Genomic DNA, 21995 nt, shown 5'->3' on the forward strand with positions numbered 1-21995 from the left:
AAATTGGTATACCAGAAAGGGGTGAATTCATCATATTGGAATTCCAATATTCACATGTGAGAACGCTGTCACAGAAATTAATTCATATTCCGCTATTTTTTGGCATGCCACATTAAGACAACAATCACCAAAAGATGGACGGAATTTCTCTCAGAACCGGAATCTGACTTTATATTCGCACTCAACCTTTATCCTCTGATACGTCAAAAGGTCAATGCGAAACAAACACCTGTAAAGCAAAACACAATATTAAAAGAGGTGGTGTCATGTCACTGAAAGACCGTTTTATCGATTCTCTCGGGGGATTCGCGAATACTTTTAATAGCCTCAGATACATCATGGCTATTAAGGCTTCTTTTATCACGCTAATGCCGGTCATTATCGTGGGGGCATTCTCAGTTTTAATTTCAAATATGGTGATGGATCCGAAAAACGGATTAGCCCACTTTGAAATGTTCTCCTGGCTGGCGACGCTCAAACCGATTATGAGCAGTATTAACTATGCCACGCTGAGTTTCCTGACCATCGGCGCGGTATTTTTAATTGGAATTGAACTGGGCAAAATTAACGGCTCGCGTTCGTTATTTCCCGGCCTGCTGGCGGTGATTTGTTTTATTGCTGTCACGCCGACGACCGTCGATATGATGGTCAACGGCCAGATGCAGGAAGTGAAAGACGTGCTGGCGAAACAATTCTCCGACACCAAAAGCCTGTTCCTCGGCATGTTTATTGCCATTCTCTCGGTGGAAATATATTCCCGCCTGGAAAAGGTTAACGGCCTGCGCATTAAAATGCCCGAAAGCGTGCCGCCGAATGTTTCCGCGTCGTTCTCCGCACTGATCCCGGCGATTATTACCGTGGTTATCGTCGCCACATTCGGCTTCGTTTTCCATCGCGTGACCGGCATGTATTTGTACGACGCGGTGTATCAGGTGATCCAGCGCCCGCTGGAATCGGTGATGCAAAGCCTGCCGGGCATTCTGCTACTGATGTTTGTCGCGCAACTGTTCTGGGTCATTGGTATTCACGGCAATCAGATGATCAAACCCATCCGTGAGCCGCTGCTGCTGGGCGCGATCATGGTGAACATGACGGCGTTCGAGCAGGGACATGAAGTGCCGAACATCATCACCATGCCGTTCTGGGATGTGTACATGAGCATTGGCGGTTCCGGCTGCACCATCGGGCTTTTGCTGGCGGTCATGCTGGGAACGCGCCGTAAAGAAATGCGCGAAATCGCCAAATTATCGATGGGGCCGGGCTTCTTCAACATCAATGAACCGGTGATTTTCGGCATGCCGATCATGCTCAACCCTATTCTGGCGATCCCGTTCATCATCACGCCGCTCATCACCGGCACTATCGGGTATTTTGCGACCAGCCTGGGTTTTGCCGGACGCGCCGTGGTGATGGTGCCGTGGACCACGCCGCCGATCATCAACGCCTGGCTGTCTACCGCCGGTTCGATGGGCGCGGTGATTACCCAAATTGGCTGCATCGTGGTGGCGGTGCTGATTTATCTGCCGTTCGTCAAAGTGGCTTCGCGCCGCGCAGAACAGGCGCAGATTGATGCTATTGCGCAGCAGCAAAAACGCGCTGCGACGGCCTGAATTCGGGACAACGAGGAAAATTATGAGCAAGGTTTCAATCACCCTTCCTGACGGATTTATTCTCGGTGCGGCGGCTTCCGCGTGGCAAACCGAAGGCTGGAGTGGCAAAAAGGACGGGCAGGATTCGTATCTGGATCTCTGGTACAAAAATAACCGCCACGTCTGGCACAACGGCTACGGCCCGGCGAAAGCCACCGATTTCATCAACCGCTACAAGGAGGACGTGGCGCTGATGAAAGCCAGCGGGCTGAGCCATTACCGCACCTCGGTCAACTGGTCGCGATTTCTGACAGACTATGAGCTGGGCACCGTCGATGAAGAATATGCGGCGTACATCGGCAATCTGCTCGATGAGATGAAGCGCAACGGCATTGAGCCGATGCTGTGCCTCGAACATTACGAATTACCGGCGTATCTGCTTGAAAAATATGACGGCTGGAGTTCGAAAAAAGTCGTTGAGCTGTTTGTCCTGTACGCGGAAAAAGTGCTTGAGCGTTTCGCCGGAAAGGTCAGCCGCTGGTTCACTTTCAACGAGCCGGTAGTGGTGCAAACCCGCGTGTATCTGGACGCAATCCGCTGGCCGTTCGAGCAAAACACCGGTAAATGGATGCAGTGGAATCACCACAAAGTGCTGGCAACCGCCAGAGTCGTCGAGTTGTTTCACCGTAAAGGTTACGGTTCGCACGGCACGATGGGCGTGATTTTAAACCCGGAAGTGACGTACGCCCGTTCAGCGGCGGCGCACGATCAGAAGGCGGCGCATTTATACGATTTATTCTATAACCGCGTATTTTTAGACCCGATGATTAAAGGCGAATACCCGCAGGAATTGCTCGATTTGCTGCAAAAGCACGACGTGCAGTTTAATTATTCAGAGCAGGAACTGGCGGTTATCCGTAATAACACGGTGGACGAGGTGGGCATTAATTTGTATTACCCGCACCGTGTTAAAGCGCCGTCCCGCGAATGGAATAAAGAGACGCCATTCCATCCGGCGTTTTACTACGAACATTTTGAACTGCCGGGCCGACGGATGAATAAATCCCGTGGCTGGGAAATTTACCCGAAAATTGTTTATGACTTTGCAATGCGCATTAAAACGGAATACGGAAATGTTCCGTGGTTTATTGCTGAGAACGGAATGGGCATTGAAAATGAAGGCCAGTTCCGTGATGCCCGCAGCGAGGAAATTCAGGACGATTATCGTATTGAATTTATTGCCGAACATCTTTACTGGACATTAAAGGCGCGGGAAGACGGTGCAAATTGCCAGGGATATATGCTCTGGGCTTTTACCGATAACGTCTCGCCGATGAATGCTTTTAAAAACCGTTACGGGCTGATCGAGATTGATCTTGATAACAACCGTGATCGCCGTCAGAAGAAATCATCTCACTGGTTTAAATCGCTGAGTGAAAGTGGTGTGTTGTCTTTAACACTGGACGATGAAGATAAATAACCCGAGGAAATATTATGAAACGACTCGTTTTAGCTTGTTCGGCAGGGATGTCCACTTCCCTTGTGGTCACCAAAATGGAAAAAGAAGCCGCCGCCCGCGGGCTGGAATTTAAGATTTACGCCATCCCGGAAAATAATCTGCGCGACGAACTCGAGGCTTACGGACGCGATATTCAGGTCGTGCTGTTAGGGCCTCAGGTGCGGTTCAAACTGGCGGAAAATAAAAAGCTGACGGATGAACACAACATTCCTATCGCCGTGATCGACATGGTGGCGTATGGCACGCTAAATGGTGCCAAAGTGCTGGATCAGGCATTAAGTTTGATACACTGACCCATCAGCGTATGTCCATTGGCTCTGTCTTTGGAGCCAATTTGTCAGTCTTTGCATCAGGGTGAATGTGTGGATAAAGGTGTGGTTTCGCAGGACAGAAAGCAGTATCAGGAAATCGGGCACGACCTGCGCGAGCAAATCAAGCAGGGGCATTTCGCTGTGGGTTCCCGCCTGCCACCTGAACGAAATATGGCTGAAACCTACGGCGTCAGCCGGACTATCGTGCGCGAAGCCCTGCTGATGCTGGAACTCGAAGGCACGGTGGATATTCGCCAGGGCTCCGGCGTTTACGTGATCCGCATTCCGTCGCAGGAAGAGGGCGAAGACGAGCTGATGTATCAGGGGCAGATTGGCCCGTTTGAAATTTTACAGGCGCGGCAGTTGCTCGAAAGTAACATTGCCGCGTTTGCCGCCAAAATGGCGACCAAGGCAGATATCGAAAACCTGCGCCGCACGCTGGAGCAGGAACAAATCGCAATTGTCGCCAATGACGAAAGTGGCGATAACGACCGGCTTTTTCACCTGCTGATCGCCGGTGCCACGCAGAACCAGATGCTGCTCGATTCCGTGAAAAATATCTGGATGCATCGCGACTCCAGCCCGCTCTGGAAGCAATTACACAGCCACATCGCCACGCGCGGTTACCGGCTGAAATGGCTGGCTGATCATCAGAATATTTTGGCCGCACTGCGCCGCCGCGACGTGATGGGTTCGTATCAGGCCATGTGGCAGCACATGGAAAATGTGAAGAACACGCTGATGGAACTTTCTGACGTTGATGCGCCGGAGTTCGACGGTTATCTGTTTGAATCTGTGCCGATTTTTCAGGGGAAACTGGTCTGAGTATGAAGATCATCAATTTCAGCGAACGCCCGGAGTTTCAGGAAACCGTCACGGACTGGCTGTGGAAAGCGTTTGGCAGTGAAAACAGCCGGGCGTTTTTTGAAAGCGTCGTGCAAAGCAGCCTGCGCGGTGCGGATTTGCCACAAACCTTTATCGCGCTTGAAGGCGAAACGCTGGCGGGAACGGTCGGGTTATGGCGCTGCGATTTAATCAGCCGTCAGGATCTCACTCCGTGGCTGGCGGCGCTGTACGTTGATGAAGGTTTCAGGTCGCGCGGTTTAGGGCAGGAATTGCAGGCTTTCGTGCTGGAACACAGCCGCCGCAGCGGCTTTTCCGAACTCTATCTCTACGCTGAATTTGCCGGCTACTACGAACGGTTTGGCTGGAAATATATCGGCGATGCGCTGGATTACCCTGATAAACCCGTCCGCGTTTACCAGCAATTTCTTTAATTCCCCGGAGAACTCACCGAGTGACGGCGCACCAGCGTCGGGCTGAACATGTGAGTGGTTTCGGGCAACGGCTGGCCGTTTGCCAGCGCTAACGCCAGCTGCGCAGCCTGATTCGCCATCGCCACAACCGGATAACGCACCGTGGTCAGACGCGGGCGCAGATAGCGCGAAATCAGCACGTCATCAAACCCGATAAGAGAAATTTCCCCCGGCACATCAATGCTGTTATCGCTTAATACCGAAAGCGCACCGGCGGCCATCGGGTCGTTGTAGCAGGTCACGGCGGTAAAGCTTTTGCCTAATCCCAGTAAGTCCGCCATCGCTTTTTCGCCGCCGATTTCATCGGGTTCGGCGTAGGCAATCAGTTTGTCATCGACAGGAATATTGTGTTCGGTCAGCGCGTCAATGTAGCCCTGAAGACGGTCGCTGGCATCGGAAATGCCGTGGTTGGAACACAAAATGGCGATGCGCTGATGCCCGGCCTGAATCAGATGGCGGGTTGCGAGCCATGAACCGTAGCGGTCATCAAGCGCAATGCAGCGCTCCTCGAAACCGGGCAGCGTGCGGTTGATCAGCACCATGCCGGGAATTTGCTGCATCAGGCTGGTCAGTTCATCTTCCGGCAGCATTTTGGCGTGAACCACCAGCGCCGCGCAGCGGTGACGGATCAGTTGTTCGATGGCCTGACGCTCTTTTTCCACATTGTGATAACCGTTACCAATCAGCAGGAAATTGCCGGTCGCATACGCCACCTGTTCGACGGCTTTTACCATCGCGCCAAAAAAAGGATCGGACACGTCGGCCACAATCAGGCCCAGGGTTTCGGTAGCCTGTTGCGCCAGTGCGCGGGCGTTGGCATTCGGATGATATTGCAGATGCTGCATGGCGTTCTGAACGGCTTCCCGCGAGCTTTCACTGGCTTTCGGGGAATGATTTATCACGCGTGAAACGGTCGCAACCGATACGCCTGCCAGTTTTGCTACATCCTTAATCGTTGCCATAACACTTCCGCTATTCCGTGAGGGTAATCGTTTACACTGCCCAGTTTTGCGGAAAAGGCCGGTGGCTGCAAGGATGTCGATCGCAACTTTTCGATGCAAGACGCATGTAACGGGAAAAGAATGCCGTCTTTAACGGAAATCGCAGCCTGAAAGGGCCGAAATGGGTTTGATTAAGATGATTTGTTCTTTGAACTGAGAACGGCGCGAATGTTATTTTTAATGCTATTCACCCGCGCTGAGAAAAAGAAAAAATGTCGATAAAACGTTACCCGCAACTGGCTCACTGGGGCGCGTATACCGCCGTGGTGGAAGATGGCCGCCTGATCCGCTGTGAGCCTTATTCCGCCGATGCTGATCCTTCGCCTTTACTCGATTCGATTGCGCCGCTGGTATATTCGGAAAAACGTATCCGCAAACCGGCGGTGCGCCGTTCCTGGCTGCAAAAACGCGAAAACAGCGACCGCTCGCTGCGCGGGCGTGAAGATTTTGTCGAAGTGGACTGGGATCTGGCGCTGGATCTGGTGGCTGAAGAGAATAAACGCGTGCGCGACCGCTATGGCGCATCCGGGATTTTCAACGGTTCTTACGGCTGGTCTTCTGCGGGGCGTTTACACCATGCCCGTTCGCTGGTGCGCCGTTTTTATTTCACCGGCGGCGGTGGTGTGGATCAGCAGGGCAATTACAGCTGGGGCTCGGCGCAGTTTTTCCTGCCGTATGTGATTGGCACATTTACGCCACTGACCGGGCGCGTCACGTCGTGGCCGAGCGTGGTGGAACACGCGGAAATCCTGCTGGCCTTCGGCGGTCTGGCGCTGAAAAACGCACAAGTGGCGTCCGGCGGCGCGGTAGAACATACGCTGAAACCGGCGCTGGAACAGCTGGCGAAAAAAGGCACGCGGGTGATTAACATCAGCCCGATGCGCGATGACTGCCCGGCGTTTGTGAATGCCGAGTGGATCCCGATCCGCCCGAACACTGACGCGGCGCTGATGATGGCGATCGCCTATGAAATTCAGCGCAAAGACGCACAGGACGATGCGTTTCTGTCCAGCCACTGCGTGGGTTATCCGCAGCTTGCGGCGTATCTGCGCGGTGATACCGACGGCGTGGCGAAAACGCCGGAGTGGGCGAGCCATATTACCGGCGTTCCTGCTGAACGTATTGCGCGGCTGGCCGACGATCTGACGGGCGTCCGCAGCTTTATCACCTGTTCGTATTCCGTGCAGCGCGCGCATCGCGGCGAACAGCCGTACTGGATGATGATCGCCATTTCCGCCATGCTCGGGCAGGTCGGGTTGCCGGGCGGCGGTTTCTCGTTTGGTCACGGTTCGATGAACAGCGTCGGCAATCCGCGTTTTGACACGCCGGGGCCAGCCGTCAGCGCCGGGCCGAATCCTTCCGGTTTGTCGATTCCTGTGGCGCGCATCAGCGACATGCTGCTCAACCCCGGTCAGCCGTACGAATTCCAGGGCGAGACCCTGAATTATCCGGACATTCATCTGGTTCACTGGGCGGGCGGTAATCCGTTCCATCACCATCAGCAGCTCAACCGTCTGGTCGAAGGCTGGCAGAAACCGGACACCGTGATCGTGCAGGATAACGTCTGGACGCCCGCTGCGCAGATGGCCGACATCGTGCTGCCTGCGACCACCTCGCTTGAGCGCAATGATATCGGCGGTTCTTCGCGTGACCGTTTCGTGCTGGCGATGCATCAGGCCGTCGCGCCGCAGCACCAGGCGCGTAACGACTTTGATATTTTCGCCGATATTGCCGACCGTCTCGGTTACCGCGAACAGTTCACTCAGGGGCGTAACGAAGATCAGTGGCTGCGCCATATTTACCGTCAGTGCGGTGAAGCGCAGAAAGGCACCGGCGTGGAATGGCCGGACTTTGAAACGTTCTGGGAACGCGGTTTTGTTGAATTGCCGACGCCGGAAAAAGATTACGTGTTCTTTGAGGAGTTCCGCAAAAGCCCGCGTGCGAATCCGCTGGGTACACACAGTGGAAAAATCGAATTGTTCTCCGAAACCATCGCCGGATACGGTTACGAAGATTTCGCCCCGCACCCGGAATGGCAGCCGCCGGTGGAGTGGCTGGGCGCAGAAACGGCCAAAGAGTGGCCGCTGCATCTGATTTCCATCCAGCCGAAAGACCGGTTGCACAGCCAGCTCGATCAGTCGCCGCTGGCGCAGTCGAACAAAACGGCCGGGAAAGAAACGCTGTTTATGCACCCTGAAGACGCGGCCAGCCGCCAGCTGAACGACGGCGACCGGGTAAAAGTGCATAACGCGCGCGGCAGCTGTCTGGCCGGGGTTTCGTTCAATGACGGCATTACGCGCGGCGTGGTGCTGATGTCCACCGGTGCCTGGTTTGATCCGGGCTTTGGCGGCAAATGGCAGGAAACCGAGCAGGCGGGAAATCCGAACGTGCTGACGCTGGACATCGGCACGTCGCGTTTAACGCAAGGGCCGAATGCGATGAGTTGCCTGGTGGAAGTCTCACAATTCGCATTAAATGACTAAAATCGGGGCTATTTTCACCACTGGTTACACTTTGCGGAATTATGTTTCGATTGCGTGCTGGCTGAGGATCGTGCAAACCCGCTAAATTGAACGTCCCAGAGGTATTGATTGGTGAATCATCAACGTGCTCTGCATGTTGATACCGATTAAATTTGCACCAACCTACGCGGATGCGTAGGTTTTTTTTTTGCCTAAAACCTGACAACCTCATCAGGCTCCTCCTAAACTCTCATCTGACTGTCGTGATTCTTCCGCCGCTTATAGTATGCTGTTTCCCCAACCTTTTTCTTTCAAGATCAGGGATGACACATAAGGAGATGGCAAACATGTATAACTTTTTTTTCGCCGCGTTCAGGTGGCTGTTCCGCATAGCGTTCCGGGTGACGGTCACGCCGGCGAAATCCTCATTTAATTACCCGCGTTTACTGCTCACGCCCAACCATGTTTCTTTTATAGACGGCATGCTGCTGGTGCTTTTCCTGCCGGTCAAACCGGTGTTCGCAGTGTATTCCAACATTACTGATACCTGGTTTATGCGCTGGCTGAAGCCGTACGTGGACTTCATGCCGCTGGACCCGACCAAACCGATGGCGATTAAGCACCTGATCCGCGAAGTGGAGAAGGGGCGTCCGGTGGTGGTTTTCCCGGAAGGGCGTATTACGGTGACCGGTTCATTAATGAAAATTTACGACGGCGCGGCCTTTGTGGCGGCGAAGTCACAGGCCACGGTGATCCCGATCCGCATTGACGGCGCAGAATTTACGCCGTTTGGTCGCCTGTTCGGCAGTTTCAAAATCCGCTGGTTCCCGAAAGTGACGATCAACGTTTTGCCGCCGGTGACGATCGCGATGCCGGAAGCTGCGCGCTCCCGCGACCGCCGCGTGCTGGCCGGTGAGCAATTGCATAAAGTGATGATGCAGGCGCGCATGGAAACCCGCGAGCCGGAAACGTTGTATCAGGCGTTTCTATCGGCGCAAACCCGCTTTGGCCGCCGCAAACCCTGCATCGCCGATGTTTCTTTCAAGGAAGATTCTTATCAGGGCCTGCTGAAAAAATCTCTCGGCGTCAGCCGTATCCTGCAACGGTTTACCCGCGAAGGGGAACACGTCGGGATGCTGCTGCCGAATGCCACGATCATGGCGGCGGCGCTGTTTGGCGCGTCGATGCGCAACCGTATTCCGGCATTGCTCAATTACACTGCCGGTGCGAAAGGGTTGCAAAGCGCCATGAAAGCGGCGCAAATCAAAACGATCATTACGTCCCGCCAGTTCCTCGAAAAAGGCAAACTGACGCATCTGCCGGAAAATGTCCCGGAAGCCAACTGGGTGTATCTGGAAGATTTAAAAGATACCGTCACGTTACAGGACAAACTGTGGATCCTGCTCCATCTGATTTTCCCGCGTCGCGCGATGTTGCCGCAGCAGCCTGACGATGCCGCGCTGGTGCTGTTTACCTCCGGCTCCGAAGGCAATCCGAAAGGCGTGGTGCATTCCCATGCGAGCCTGCTGGCGAACGTCGAGCAAATCCGTACCGTGGCGGATTTCACCCCGCGCGACCGTTTCATGTCCTCCCTGCCGCTGTTCCATGCGTTCGGGCTGACCGTCGGCCTGTTAACGCCGATCATGACCGGCGCGCGCGTGTTCCTGTATCCGAGCCCGCTGCATTACCGCATCGTGCCGGAGCTGGTCTACGATCAGAACTGCAACGTGTTGTTCGGGACCTCCACCTTCCTCGGCAACTATGCCCGCTTTGCACATCCTTATGATTTTGCCCGATTGCGCTATGTCGTTGCTGGCGCGGAAAAACTGGCGGAAAGCACCAAGGAAATCTGGCAGAACAAATTCGGTATCCGCATTCTCGAAGGTTATGGCGTGACCGAATGCGCGCCGGTGGTGGCGATTAACGTGCCGATGGCCGCGAAAGTGAATACCGTCGGTCAGATTCTGCCGGGAATGGAATCACGTCTGATCAAAGTGCCGGGCATTGAAGAGGGCGGACGCCTGCAACTGCGTGGCCCGAACATCATGAAAGGCTATCTGCGCGTTGAAAATCCGGGCGTATTGGAAGCGCCGCAGGCCGAAAATGCCGACGGCGAAATGCAGGCAGGCTGGTATGACACCGGCGATATCGTCACGCTGGATGACAAAGGTTTCTGCGCCATTCGTGGCCGCGTGAAGCGTTTTGCCAAGCTGGCCGGTGAAATGGTGTCGCTGGAAAGCGTCGAGCAACTTGCCATCAAAGCTTCACCGGATAAACAACATGCAGCGACGTCCCGCAGCGACAGCAGCAAAGGCGAAGCATTGGTGCTGTTTACCACTGACCCGGAATTACGCCGTGATGCCCTGAGCAAAGCCGCCCGCGAGCTGGGGCTGCCGGAACTTGCGGTGCCGCGTGATATTCGCGTGGTTAAAGCCTTGCCGTTGCTGGGCAGCGGTAAACCTGATTTTGTCACCCTGCGCCAGATGGCAGAAAACCCGGAGAGTGAGGCATGAGCCAACCTTCTATGGCGGCAGCGCCGCTGATGTCGAAAAGCATGACGGCGGTGATCGTCGCGCAGTTTCTGTCTGCGTTTGGCGATAACGCGCTGCTGTTTGCTGCGCTTGCGCTGATCAAACAACAGCTGTATCCCGACTGGAGCCAGCCGGTTTTGCAGATGGCGTTTGTCGCGACCTATATCATTCTCGCGCCGTTCGTCGGGCAGTTCGCGGACAGCTTCTCGAAAGGCCGCGTGATGATGGTCGCCAACCTGCTCAAACTCGGCGGGGCGGCGGTGATTTGTGCCGGGCTGAACCCGTTCCTCGGCTATACGCTGGTAGGGATTGGCGCGGCGGCGTATTCACCGGCCAAATACGGCATCTTGGGTGAAATCGCCAGCGGCGAGCAGCTGGTCAAAGCCAACGGCATGATGGAAGCCTCAACCATTGCGGCGATCCTTCTCGGGTCGGTGGCAGGTGGCGCGCTGGCTGACTGGAGCATTCTGGCGGCGCTCGGCATCTGCGTGCTGGCGTATGGCGCGGCGGTCGCGGCGAACTGGTTTATTCCCAGGCTGACACCGGCGCGTCCGGGGCAATCCTGGAACCCGGCCAAAATGACGCGGACGTTTTTCTCTGCCTGCAAAACCTTGTGGCAGGACGGCGAAACCCGTTTTTCGCTGGTCGGTACCAGCCTGTTCTGGGGCGCGGGCGTGACGCTGCGTTTCCTGCTGGTGCTGTGGGTGCCGGTGGCACTCGGTATTACTGATAACAAAACGCCGACACTTCTGAATGCGATGGTCGCCATCGGGATTGTGTTTGGTGCCGGTGCGGCGGCGAAACTCATCCGTCTGGAAACAGTGAAACGCTGTCTGCCTGCGGGTGTGGCGATCGGGATCGCGGTCGTCGTGTTCGCCCTGCAAACCAGCATGCTGAGTTCGTATATTGTGCTGGTGGTTGTCGGGATCCTCGGTGGTTTCTTTGTGGTTCCGCTGAACGCACTGCTACAGCATCGCGGTAAAATTTCCGTCGGTGCCGGTAATGCGATTGCGGTGCAGAACCTCGGCGAGAACACGGCAATGTTGCTGATGCTGGGTTTGTATTCGCTGGTGGTGATGGCGGGTGCGCCGGTCGTGGCGATTGGTATCGGCTTCGGCGTGGTGTTCGCGCTGGCGATTACCGCGCTGTGGATCTGGAAGAATATGCAGAAACGCCGTCTGGCGTAATGCTGCTTTTTTAGCCATTCCGCAAAAACAAAAGGGCGCTGAGCGCCCTTTTTTAATGGCTGTGATACGGCGTTTGTTACGGCGCCGGAATGGTGAAGCGTTTGTGGATTTCTTCCAGCTCAACCAGAATATCGCCTTCAAGCGTCAGATCCTGACTGTCGATGTTGATCTTCAGTTGTTCCAGCGTGGTCGCGCCCAGCAGCGTGCTGGCGACAAACGGTTGCTGGCGCACGAAGGCCAGAGCCATCTGCGAAGGATCCAGATTGTGTTCTTTCGCCAGCGCTACGTATTCCGCGATCGCCGCTTCTGACTGCGGTGAGGAATAACGGGTGAAGCGGCTGAACAGCGTATTACGGGCATTCGCCGGTTTCGCGCCGTTCAGGTATTTCCCGCTCAGGGTACCGAACGCCAGGCTCGAGTACGCCAGCAATTCGACGCCCTCGAACTGGCTGATTTCTGCCAGACCGATTTCAAAGCTGCGGTTGAGCAGGCTGTACGGGTTTTGAATGGAAACAATGCGCGGCAGATCGTGTTTCTCGGCCAGTTGCAGATAACGCATTACGCCCCATGGCGTTTCGTTGGAAACACCGATGTAGCGGATTTTACCGGCACGCACCTGCTCGTTCAGCGCTTCCAGTGTTTCCAGCAGCGTGACCGGAGACTGATCCTGCGTGTACTGATAGCTCAGTTTGCCAAAGAAATTGGTCTGACGCTGCGGCCAGTGCAACTGATATAAGTCCAGATAATCCGTATTCAGACGTTTCAGGCTGGCATCCAGCGCCGCGCGGATATTTTTGCGATCCAGCATCTGGCCCGGACGGATGGAATTGTCGTTGCCGCGCGAAGGACCGGCGACTTTACTCGCCAGAATGATCTTCTCGCGGTTGCCGCGGGCTTTCAGCCAGCTGCCAATATAGCTTTCCGTCAGCCCCTGAGTTTCAGGACGCGGCGGAACGGGATACATTTCTGCGGTATCAATCAGGTTTATGCCCGCCGCAACGGCGTAATCCAGTTGCTGATGGGCGTCGGCTTCGCTGTTCTGTTCACCAAAAGTCATGGTGCCAAGTCCCAGTAAGCTCACTTCTAAAGAACTGTGGGGTATACGGTGATATTGCATTGCCGGTCTTCCTTTCTATCTGAGAATGTCAGCCTAACGAAAAAGCGCCTTTACTGACTATATACAAGGCAGGAACAAGGGGGAAGGGGGCAACTATCCTGCAATAACGCGGGTGGCACGTATGGCTACTCGCGTTACCGCATCAGGCAGGATGGGGTGGGGCGCGGTGCTTAGCGTTTCATGACCTGGCTGACGTTATCGTTGTTGATCTGACGCTTATTGCCCTGCTCATCGGTGTAGCTGAGCAGGCCAGTGGATTTATCCAGCTCGGGTTTGCCGTCGGTCAGGATCATATTGCCGTCTTTGGTGGAAATCACGTAGTCGCTGGCGCAGCCTGAGAGGCCAAAAACCAGAAGTGCAGCACCGGTCAGCATCAAAGTTTTCTTCATCATCATCGTTGTTATTCCTTTGGTTACGTCGAAGATTTTTCGTTATGGGAAATGATCTACAGTCTAGCGTAGCAAAAGGAATCCAAAGTGGCAGAAAAGGTGTGTGAAATTTTATAAATTTCGGTATTCAAAGCAGAAAGTGGCGGGACAGCAGCGCGCCGGTGAAACGCTTCTTAAGATAAAAGCCGCGGGGAAGTGTCAGGATCGGCTGTCCGAACTCGCCGATAGCTTCTGTCAGCGCCTTACTGTTCGCGGCTTTCGGGCGCAGTTGCAGGTATTCACCGTGACGGGCCGTTATGCTTTCAACTTTGCCGAGCACGATTAAATCCATCAGCTCTTCCCAGTCCTGACGCAGCTGTTCATCTTCTGCCTGCGACGGTTGCCACAGCAAAGGTGCACCGATATGCCGTTCTGCCAGCGGGATCTGACGTTCGCCTTCTACAGGGATCCACAGCACGCGGGCCAGTTTGTGCCGCACATGGCTGCTTTCCCACGTCACGCCGCTGTTTCCGGTTAGCGGGGCGACGCACACGAAAGTGGTTTCCAGCGGTTTCCCCCGGGAATCGACCGGGATCGTTTTCAGCTCAATGCCGATATCGGCAAAATCCTGCTCGGGTTTACTGCCCGCGATGGCGCCGAGATAAACTTCCAGCAACATGCCGACCCAGCCTTTTTCACGTTTCAGATCCGCCGGAATTGGCAAACCTGCGCGTGCAGCCAGTTCGCCTAATGTATGACCCGCAAGAGATTGCGCGCGTTGCAGCAGCGCGTTTTCGTCGCGGGGCGGTTGTGTTGCAGGTAAAGGAATCGACATAAAAAACAATGCTCATTCAATAGATTAAATTTCGTACTGCTTTCATCCGGCGCAGTGAATAAAAAGTTATACCTGCGCCGCGGCGGAATAATAGCATGATTTATCTTAGTTTTTTTTCCGCATTCAGGCGGATTTTGCAGGCTAAAGATTAGGTTGATCACCTGTTGAAGGCGACAATAAACAGGATCTTCCACCTAGTTATCCACAGATTTCTTGGATAACCTCAGGTTTATCCGATCACTGGTTCGATTTACAGGCTTGACGTATGGGGTTTTATCCAATTTTTGCCCCGGTAACGTCAACTTTTAGTCGATCGCTGTGGATAAAAACGTCATTGGTCGATCTTTCGCCAGATCACTTTCCAATGTGATTTGGCTCTCATTTTATAACGTGGGATAACGTGTTTATCTGTCTTCAATTTTATGTTTTTTAAGTGTTTTATTGGGTTTAATTTTTTGCGGGAAAATAAGTTCAGAAGAGTTTTACCCTGCTTACTCTGAAGTTCTTCACATATCTATCCACAGAAAAAGTGAATAAAATCGCGGGTGTTTTCCCAAATCTGTTTATAACTTTGGTTATAACTGTGAGTTATCCCATTTTTATTCATGCCGATCGGCGTTAACCAGTGGTTTACCGCCTGTTGGTAGTATGAAACAATCAGAACATCTATGATTTTAAGCTATTGAGGTAGTCCGGTGATCGATGATGATGGCTACCGCCCGAATGTTGGTATCGTAATCTGTGACAAGCAGGGTCAGGTGTTATGGGCCAGACGATACGGTCAGCACTCCTGGCAGTTTCCACAGGGGGGCATAAACCCCGGTGAAACCGCTGAGCAGGCCATGTACCGCGAGCTGTTTGAGGAAGTGGGGCTTGGCCGTAAAGATGTACGTATTCTGGCTTCGACCCGTAACTGGTTACGTTATAAATTGCCAAAACGTTTGGTGCGTTGGGACACAAAGCCGGTTTGTATCGGCCAAAAGCAAAAATGGTTCTTGCTGCAACTGATGTGCAACGATGCGGATATCAATATGCAGCGCAGCAGCACGCCTGAATTTGATGGCTGGCGTTGGGTGAGTTTCTGGTATCCGGTTCGTCAGGTCGTGTCATTCAAACGTGATGTTTACCGTCGTGTAATGAAGGAGTTTTCCACCACCATTATGCCGATGCAGGAAGTCTCTCTTCCAAAGACATCACCCGCTTATCGTCGTAAAAGAGGCTAAGTCACGAAGAAATGCTCACGCGTTTGCGAGAAATTGTTGAAAAGGTAGCAATGGCGTCCAGCCTGAATGATGCGCTGGACGTACTGGTCAACGAAACCTGCCTGGCGATGGACACCGAAGTGTGTTCCGTCTATCTCGCTGACAATGACCGCCGTTGTTACTATCTGATGGCGACGCGAGGTTTGAAAAAACCTCGCGGGCGCACTATTACCCTGGCGTTTGATCAGGGGATCGTGGGTCTGGTCGGGCGTCTGGCTGAACCCATCAACCTTGCCGATGCGCAGAGCCACCCGAGTTTCAAATATATCCCTGCCGTAAAAGAAGATCTTTTCCGATCCTTCTTAGGCGTGCCGATCATTCACCGTCGTCAACTGCTGGGCGTGCTGGTTATCCAGCAGCGCGAGCATCGCCAGTTTGATGAAAGTGAAGAGTCCTTTATGGTCACGCTGGCAACGCAGCTGGCGGCAATCCTTTCCCAGGCACAGCTTAATGTGCTTTACGGACGTTTCCGTCAGACCCGCGTGCGGGCACTGGCCGCATCGCCCGGTGTGGCGATTGGGATCGGCTGGCAGGACAGCTCGCAACCTTCGCTTGAGCATGTCTACATGGCGTCCACGCTGGACACCGTTCGCGAACGCGAGCGGCTGACCCGCGCACTGGAAGATGCCGGTGCAGAATTCCGCCGTTTCAGTAAACGGTTCACGGCCAGCGCGCAGAAAGAAAGCGCGGCAATTTTCGACCTCTATTCCCACTTACTCAATGATGCGCGTCTCAAACGCGAACTGTTTGCGCAGATTGATCAGGGCGCAGTGGCGGAATGGGCGGTCAAAAAGGTTGTTGAAGAATTTGCGGCTCAGTTTGCCAGCCTCCAGGATACCTATCTGCGTGAGCGCGGCAGCGATTTACGCGCGCTCGGCCAGCGGCTGGTGTTTCATCTCGACGATACCATCCAGGGCAATACTCAGTGGCCGGAACGTTTTATTCTGGTCGCCGATGAACTGACAGCGACATTGCTGGCGGAAGTTCCGCAAGACCGGCTGGCGGGCGTCGTCGTCCGCGACGGTGCAGCGAACTCACATGCCGCAATTTTAGTCCGTGCGATGGGCGTGCCAACCATTATGGGCGCGGATATTCAGCCCGCGCTGCTGAGCCAGCGTCAGTTGATTGTTGATGGTTACCGTGGCGAATTGCTGATTGACCCGGAAGCCGTTCTGGTGACGGAATACAAACGTCTCATCAGCGAAGAAATGGAGCTGAGCCAGAAAGCCGAAGATGATGTTGAGCAACCGGCTGCGCTGAAAAGCGGCGAGCGGGTACAGGTTATGCTCAACGCCGGGCTTAGCGCTGACCACGAAAAACTGTTTGGCAGCCGCGTTGACGGTGTCGGGTTATACCGCACGGAAATTCCGTTCATGCTGCAAAGCGGCTTCCCTTCCGAAGAAGAGCAGGTCGCGCAGTATCAGGGCATGCTGCAATTATTCCCGCAAAAATCGGTGACGCTGCGCACGCTGGATATCGGCTCTGACAAACAACTGCCGTATATGCCGATCAGCGAAGAAAACCCGTGTCTGGGCTGGCGTGGTATTCGTATCACGCTCGATCAGCCCGAGATTTTCCTGATTCAGGTTCGCGCCATGCTGCGCGCCAACGCGGCGACTGGCAATCTCGGCATTCTGCTGCCGATGGTCACCAGCCTCGAAGAGATTGATGAAGCGCGACGCCTGATTGACCGTGCCGGACGTGAAGTGGAAGAACAGCTGGGTTATGAGCTGCCGCCGACGCGTCTGGGCGTCATGATTGAAGTGCCTTCGATGATCTTCATGCTGCCGGCTCTGGCCGGAAGAGTGGAATTTATCTCCGTGGGCACCAACGATTTAACGCAATATCTCCTGGCCGTCGATCGCAACAACACCCGTGTCGCCGGGCTTTACGACAGCCTGCATCCGGCGATGCTGCGCGTGCTTAAGCAGATTGTCACCAGCGCAGAAGCCGTCGGGCTGGATGTCAGCTTGTGCGGTGAAATGGCCGGTGACCCGATGGGCGCGCTGTTGCTGACCGGCATGGGGTTCCGCAATCTCAGCATGAATGGCCGCAGCGTGGCGCGTATAAAATATCTGCTCCGCCGTATTGAATTACACGATGCCGAAGAGCTGGCCAGCCGCGTTTTACAGGCGCATTTCACCACGGATGTCCGCCATATGACGGCGGCATTTATGGAGCGACGCGGGCTGGGCGGCCTGATTCGCGGCGGTAAATAAACACCTTACGCGGTACGCTGTACTGCGTGACTTCTGCTCTGGCCGCATTCCGGCGAACGATGAGATGATTTTTTACAGAACTTTTCCAGCGGCTTAGCCCCGGAAAACCTCCCGGCTATGCTACTATTCGCACCCTGCTGGCCCTTAACCGGGCGATAATGATAAACAATTTGTGGTGATAGATGAGCAACAGCTATCTGGCGTTTCCCCAGTTTGACCCGGTGATTTTCTCCATTGGGCCGGTATCTCTTCACTGGTACGGACTGATGTATCTGGTCGGTTTTGTCTTTGCAATGTGGCTGGCAGTACGCCGTGCCAACAAGCCAGGCAGCGGCTGGAAAAAAGAGGAAGTTGAGAATTTACTCTATGCCGGTTTCCTCGGTGTCTTCCTCGGTGGCCGTATCGGTTATGTCTTCTTCTACAACCTGCCACTGTTCCTCGATAACCCTCTGTATCTCTTCAAAGTGTGGGACGGTGGTATGTCCTTCCACGGCGGCCTGATTGGTGTGATCGTCGTGATGCTGATTTTCGCACGCCGTACCAAGCGTAATTTCTTCCAGGTTTCCGATTTTATTGCTCCGCTGATCCCGTTTGGTCTGGGTGCAGGACGTCTGGGCAACTTCATCAATGGCGAACTCTGGGGTCGTGTGACCACCGATGTGCCTTGGGCGATGCTGTTCCCCGGCTCACGTCAGGAAGATATCGCAATTGCCGCCGCTGACCCGAAATGGCAGCCGCTGCTGAACCAGTACGGTGTACTGCCGCGCCACCCTTCGCAGCTGTATGAACTGCTGCTGGAAGGCATCGTATTGTTCATCATTCTGAACGTCTTTATTCGCAAATCACGCCCGATGGGTGCTGTATCAGGCTTGTTCCTGATTGGCTACGGCTTATTCCGCATCATCGTCGAACATTTCCGCCAGCCGGATGCGCAGCTGGGCCTGTTCGATGGGATCATCAGTATGGGGCAGGTTCTGTCCATCCCGATGGTGGTCATTGGCCTGATTATGATGGTCTGGGCATATCGCCGTCCGCAGAAACAATTGTCGTGAGGTAACATGAAACAGTATCTGGATTTAATGCAGAAAGTGCTCGATGAGGGCACCCCTAAAGCCGACCGTACCGGTACTGGCACGTTGTCGATTTTTGGTCATCAGATGCGTTTCAATTTGCAGGAAGGCTTCCCGCTGGTCACCACGAAAAAATGCCATCTGCGCTCTATCATTCATGAACTCCTGTGGTTCCTGAAAGGCGAAACCAATATCGCCTATCTGCGTGAAAACAACGTCAGCATCTGGGACGAATGGGCAGATGAAAACGGCGACCTCGGCCCTGTGTACGGCAAACAGTGGCGTGCATGGGGTGCGGCTGATGGCACGCAAATTGACCAGTTGTCGAATGTGATTAAGCAACTGAAACAGGACCCTAATTCCCGCCGTATCATTGTTTCGGCCTGGAACGTGGGTGAGCTGGATCAGATGGCGCTGGCGCCGTGCCACGCCTTCTTCCAGTTCTATGTGGCGGACGGCAAATTGTCCTGCCAGTTGTATCAGCGCTCATGCGATATCTTCCTCGGCCTGCCATTCAATATCGCCAGCTATGCATTGCTGGTTCACATGATGGCGCAACAATGCGACCTTGAAGTGGGCGATTTTGTCTGGACCGGTGGCGATACTCACCTGTACAGCAACCACATGGAACAGACGCAGTTGCAACTGAGCCGTGAGCCACGCGCGTTGCCTAAACTGATTATCAAGCGCAAACCTGCCTCCCTGTTTGATTACAACTTCGAAGATTTCGCGATTGAAGGGTACGATCCGCACCCGGCAATCAAAGCGCCCGTCGCTGTCTGATCCTTCGCTGTTTGCCGCCTGCCACTCTGGTCAGGCGGCCATTTCCGTTAACGCCTTTCTCCCTGCTGCCGTACGTTTTACACCTTTTCCTGACGATTTCTGCCCCGATTTCTAATTTCATTTCATTCCTGCGAGGCATCGCGCAACGATTTTGCTGCGTACGCTTCGTTGCACATATTGTTCCCGAGGCGTGCCGGAAAAATGCGTTTTGCCTGTGGCGGGTAAAATTTAAATGCCTAACCTGACCGCATGAAAACAATACAACGGACAGGAGAACAGGGAATGTCGCTGATAGAAATGATGGTCGTGGTTGTCATCGTAGCGATGTGCGCGCTGTGGGGAATGCAAAGCTGGCGCGGTTATCAGCAGGCGCTGAAGCTTGAACAGCACGCTCAGCGGCTGCGCCTGTATCTTTATGGCGTTCAGGCCGGTGCCAACAACTACAACAGTTCCGCGATACTGTGGGTGATGAGCGGAAAGGGTGGTTGCGTGGGAACCGGGCAGCGTGCGGCGGATTGCAATGTGGCTGATAGTAAGGTGTTTACGGTTGATGATCCTGAAATTGAACTGCTCGATTTTTCTTACAACGCGACCGGTTTTTACGGATTGCGAAATTCGGCCATGCCGGGACATCTCACACTAAAAAATGCGGCAGGCAGCCTGCGGATTGTCCTTTCTGCGCGGGGAAGATTGCGGATATGCAGTGAAAATCAGCCTTTGCTAGGGATAGCATCATGCCTGTAATCCCGCGAAAAAGCCTCGGATTCACGCTGCCGGAAGTGATGATGGCGATGGGATTGGGAAGTATGCTGATGCTCAGTGCCGCGCAAATTTACCCGATGATGCGCCAGAGAAGCCAGAGCCTTGGCCGACATTATCAGCTGGATCAGCTTCTGCGTCAGACGGCATTTACGATGGAGAAAGATCTCCGAAGGGCTGGTTTTTGTAATGGCATTTGTGAGGGAAAGCCCGTCCTTATCGGCAATGCTGACGGAGAAGCGGCGGGCTCCTGCGTCATTGCCATTTACGACCTGAACCGCAACGGAAAATGGGAAAACCCCGGCACCGCTGAATCTGAATATTTTGGCTATCGCCTGCGTCAGGGTGGCATTGAAATCCAGCGCGGAGCCTCCGGTTGCAGCGGTTCCGGCTGGGAAAAATTGCTCGATCCTGCCGAAGTCAGCGTGACAAGGTTTAACGTCACAGAACAAACCAGTGGTTCTGCCGGCCATTTGTTTACTTTGCAACTCGAGGCCCGTTGGAGCCGAAATCCTTTTATCCATCAGCAGGTCCTGGCGCTGGTTGCGGGGCATAACTTTTGAAGGCGGTTGTGAATTTTACCGGTGCGGAACGCCAGCGCGGCAGCGCCATTATATTGAGTGTTATGGTGATGATGGGTCTGGGGCTTATTGCCCTTAACTCATTACAGCAGCAACTTTCGGCCGGGCTGGCGCTGACTTCCAGCCAGCACCGGTTCGTTATTGCCTGGGAAAATGCTTCAACGGCTCTGGCCTGGGGAGTTCAGCAAAGCTGGAAGGCTTCTGCCGGTTCAGACTGGCAATGCCAGGATGTGGCCGCAGGTTTACTGATTTCAGGAAAAGGCCGGGTCTGTGTGCGGCCGTCACTGCGCCCGGATGTGTTTCTGCTGCGCGGGGCAGGGCAAATGGCCGAAGGCGGTGAGCCTGTCATGCAATTTCAGCAAGCCAGTGGCAAAAAGCAGGCTGACGGCACTCTGGTTTTTATCCCGCTGAAACAAGGCTGGCTGGATTTCTGCCCGGAAACTAATGAGCTGATTTGTAATGGTTAGTGCATCAGGAATAGAAGATATCTCACAGCAGGGTTTTAGCTTGCCGGAAGCATTGATAGCCGCACTATTGCTGTCGGTGTCTGTTTTAGGGTTGCTGAATTATTACCAGTCACTGACCTATGGTTTTATGCGTCAGTGGCAGGTACAACAGGCGTGGTCAGAGGCACATTCGCAGCTGGAAGCTTATGCCGCAACCGGCCAGAGCCACGAAACTGTCATGAAAGGCTGGGAATATCAGCTGTCGGGGATATCTTTCGGGCAATCATGCCAGCGGGTCAATATTGTTATCCGGTCACCTGTAAAATATCAGGCAATTTTGCAGCGTCTGATCTGCAAACAGCATGGCTAAATGGCAGCAGAACGGCTTCAGAATAAGTCGGGAAAATACCCTCAAGCCGCTTGCAATGACGGGCTAACAGCTTAGAGTGGTTTAACAGGGTGATTTTCCCCAGGAGGAAACGCCCGGTTCGGGAACAAAATGTGACGGAGCTCCTGACTGCTCATCCCGGTTCGATTTTTTTGACAACTATCCTGCGTCTGCGGGGTCTGAACAGACCTGATAGCAGAAAACAGCAGGTTGAGATCCATCAGTTGTTGAACTGTTTATTTTTAGTGCCC

At 54.1% G+C, this 21995-nt stretch carries 20 protein-coding genes; 16 read left to right on the forward strand and 4 right to left on the reverse strand.

What is annotated here, in order from left to right; all coding sequences use genetic code 11:
• Positions 1-266: 266 nt before the first annotated feature.
• From KWG64_RS21620 to KWG64_RS21640, 5 genes are all read left to right on the forward strand, one after another.
• Positions 267-1610 (forward strand): PTS sugar transporter subunit IIC, encoded by a 1344-nt coding sequence (locus tag KWG64_RS21620; RefSeq protein WP_101079259.1) that lies wholly within the window; start codon positions 267-269, stop codon positions 1608-1610.
• A gap of 22 nt (positions 1611-1632) precedes the next feature.
• A complete protein-coding gene (locus tag KWG64_RS21625; protein ID WP_218523090.1) occupies positions 1633-3069 on the forward strand; it encodes a glycoside hydrolase family 1 protein in 1437 nt (478 codons plus the stop codon).
• 14 nt (positions 3070-3083) lie between these two features.
• A complete protein-coding gene (locus KWG64_RS21630; protein WP_101079257.1) occupies positions 3084-3401 on the forward strand; it encodes a PTS sugar transporter subunit IIB in 318 nt (105 codons plus the stop codon).
• Positions 3402-3470: 69 nt separating this feature from the next.
• Positions 3471-4244 carry an FCD domain-containing protein gene (locus tag KWG64_RS21635; protein ID WP_152325445.1) on the forward strand — a complete coding sequence of 258 codons (774 nt, stop codon included), beginning with the start codon at positions 3471-3473 and terminating at the stop codon, positions 4242-4244.
• Positions 4245-4246: 2 nt separating this feature from the next.
• Positions 4247-4696 carry a GNAT family N-acetyltransferase gene (locus KWG64_RS21640; protein WP_218523091.1) on the forward strand — a complete coding sequence of 150 codons (450 nt, stop codon included), beginning with the start codon at positions 4247-4249 and terminating at the stop codon, positions 4694-4696.
• On the opposite strand, the gene galR is transcribed toward KWG64_RS21640, so the two are convergent.
• Positions 4693-5697, reverse strand: coding sequence for an HTH-type transcriptional regulator GalR (gene galR / locus KWG64_RS21645; RefSeq protein WP_152325427.1), 1005 nt, complete (start codon positions 5695-5697; stop codon positions 4693-4695). The two genes, KWG64_RS21640 and galR, sit on opposite strands and share 4 nt — an antisense overlap.
• A gap of 251 nt (positions 5698-5948) precedes the next feature.
• On the opposite strand from galR, the gene KWG64_RS21650 reads away from it, so the two are divergent.
• From KWG64_RS21650 to lplT, 3 genes are all read left to right on the forward strand, one after another.
• Positions 5949-8219: a molybdopterin guanine dinucleotide-containing S/N-oxide reductase gene (locus tag KWG64_RS21650; protein ID WP_218523092.1), complete on the forward strand. Its 2271-nt coding sequence runs from the start codon at positions 5949-5951 to the stop codon at positions 8217-8219.
• 326 nt (positions 8220-8545) lie between these two features.
• The gene (gene aas / locus KWG64_RS21655) at positions 8546-10711 is read left to right on the forward strand and encodes a bifunctional acyl-ACP--phospholipid O-acyltransferase/long-chain-fatty-acid--ACP ligase (protein WP_218523093.1); all 2166 of its coding nucleotides are present in this window, start codon (positions 8546-8548) and stop codon (positions 10709-10711) included.
• Positions 10708-11916 carry a lysophospholipid transporter LplT gene (lplT, locus tag KWG64_RS21660; RefSeq protein WP_195815739.1) on the forward strand — a complete coding sequence of 403 codons (1209 nt, stop codon included), beginning with the start codon at positions 10708-10710 and terminating at the stop codon, positions 11914-11916. The genes aas and lplT overlap by 4 nt, the downstream gene beginning before the upstream one ends.
• A gap of 76 nt (positions 11917-11992) precedes the next feature.
• Here the strand turns inward: lplT and KWG64_RS21665 are convergent, their stop codons facing one another.
• From KWG64_RS21665 to mutH, 3 genes are all read right to left on the reverse strand, one after another.
• On the reverse strand, positions 11993-13033 hold the full coding sequence (locus KWG64_RS21665) for an NADP(H)-dependent aldo-keto reductase (protein WP_218523094.1): 1041 nt from the start codon (positions 13031-13033) through the stop codon (positions 11993-11995).
• Positions 13034-13203: 170 nt separating this feature from the next.
• Positions 13204-13422 (reverse strand): YgdI/YgdR family lipoprotein, encoded by a 219-nt coding sequence (locus tag KWG64_RS21670; protein WP_195825546.1) that lies wholly within the window; start codon positions 13420-13422, stop codon positions 13204-13206.
• Positions 13423-13549: 127 nt separating this feature from the next.
• Entirely contained in the window at positions 13550-14236 is a 687-nt protein-coding gene (gene mutH, locus KWG64_RS21675; protein WP_218523095.1) for a DNA mismatch repair endonuclease MutH, read from the reverse strand.
• A 695-nt stretch (positions 14237-14931) separates the two neighbouring features.
• On the opposite strand from mutH, the gene rppH reads away from it, so the two are divergent.
• The 8 genes from rppH (at position 14932) to KWG64_RS21715 (ending at position 21726) form a co-directional block, all read left to right on the forward strand.
• Complete coding sequence (gene rppH / locus KWG64_RS21680) at positions 14932-15459, forward strand: RNA pyrophosphohydrolase (protein ID WP_101079247.1); 528 nt, start codon at positions 14932-14934, stop codon at positions 15457-15459.
• An 11-nt stretch (positions 15460-15470) separates the two neighbouring features.
• Positions 15471-17717, forward strand: coding sequence for a phosphoenolpyruvate--protein phosphotransferase (ptsP, locus tag KWG64_RS21685; protein WP_218523096.1), 2247 nt, complete (start codon positions 15471-15473; stop codon positions 17715-17717).
• A 182-nt stretch (positions 17718-17899) separates the two neighbouring features.
• Positions 17900-18769 carry a prolipoprotein diacylglyceryl transferase gene (gene lgt, locus KWG64_RS21690; protein ID WP_152325434.1) on the forward strand — a complete coding sequence of 290 codons (870 nt, stop codon included), beginning with the start codon at positions 17900-17902 and terminating at the stop codon, positions 18767-18769.
• Between the two features lie 6 nt (positions 18770-18775).
• Positions 18776-19570, forward strand: a complete 795-nt coding sequence (thyA, locus tag KWG64_RS21695) for a thymidylate synthase (protein ID WP_218523097.1) — start codon at positions 18776-18778, stop codon at positions 19568-19570.
• Between the two features lie 249 nt (positions 19571-19819).
• Complete coding sequence (locus KWG64_RS21700) at positions 19820-20314, forward strand: prepilin peptidase-dependent protein (RefSeq protein WP_255562258.1); 495 nt, start codon at positions 19820-19822, stop codon at positions 20312-20314.
• Entirely contained in the window at positions 20305-20892 is a 588-nt protein-coding gene (locus KWG64_RS21705) for a prepilin peptidase-dependent protein (protein WP_218523099.1), read from the forward strand. Before KWG64_RS21700 ends, KWG64_RS21705 begins: the two co-directional genes overlap by 10 nt.
• An 8-nt stretch (positions 20893-20900) precedes the next feature.
• Positions 20901-21377, forward strand: a complete 477-nt coding sequence (locus KWG64_RS21710; protein ID WP_255562259.1) for a YgdB family protein — start codon at positions 20901-20903, stop codon at positions 21375-21377.
• Complete coding sequence (locus KWG64_RS21715) at positions 21370-21726, forward strand: prepilin-type N-terminal cleavage/methylation domain-containing protein (protein ID WP_218523100.1); 357 nt, start codon at positions 21370-21372, stop codon at positions 21724-21726. Before KWG64_RS21710 ends, KWG64_RS21715 begins: the two co-directional genes overlap by 8 nt.
• Positions 21727-21995 lie beyond the last annotated feature (269 nt).

This window comes from Rahnella sp. PD12R, from assembly GCF_019200965.1.
GTDB classification, from domain to species: Bacteria; Pseudomonadota; Gammaproteobacteria; order Enterobacterales; family Enterobacteriaceae; genus Rahnella; species Rahnella laticis.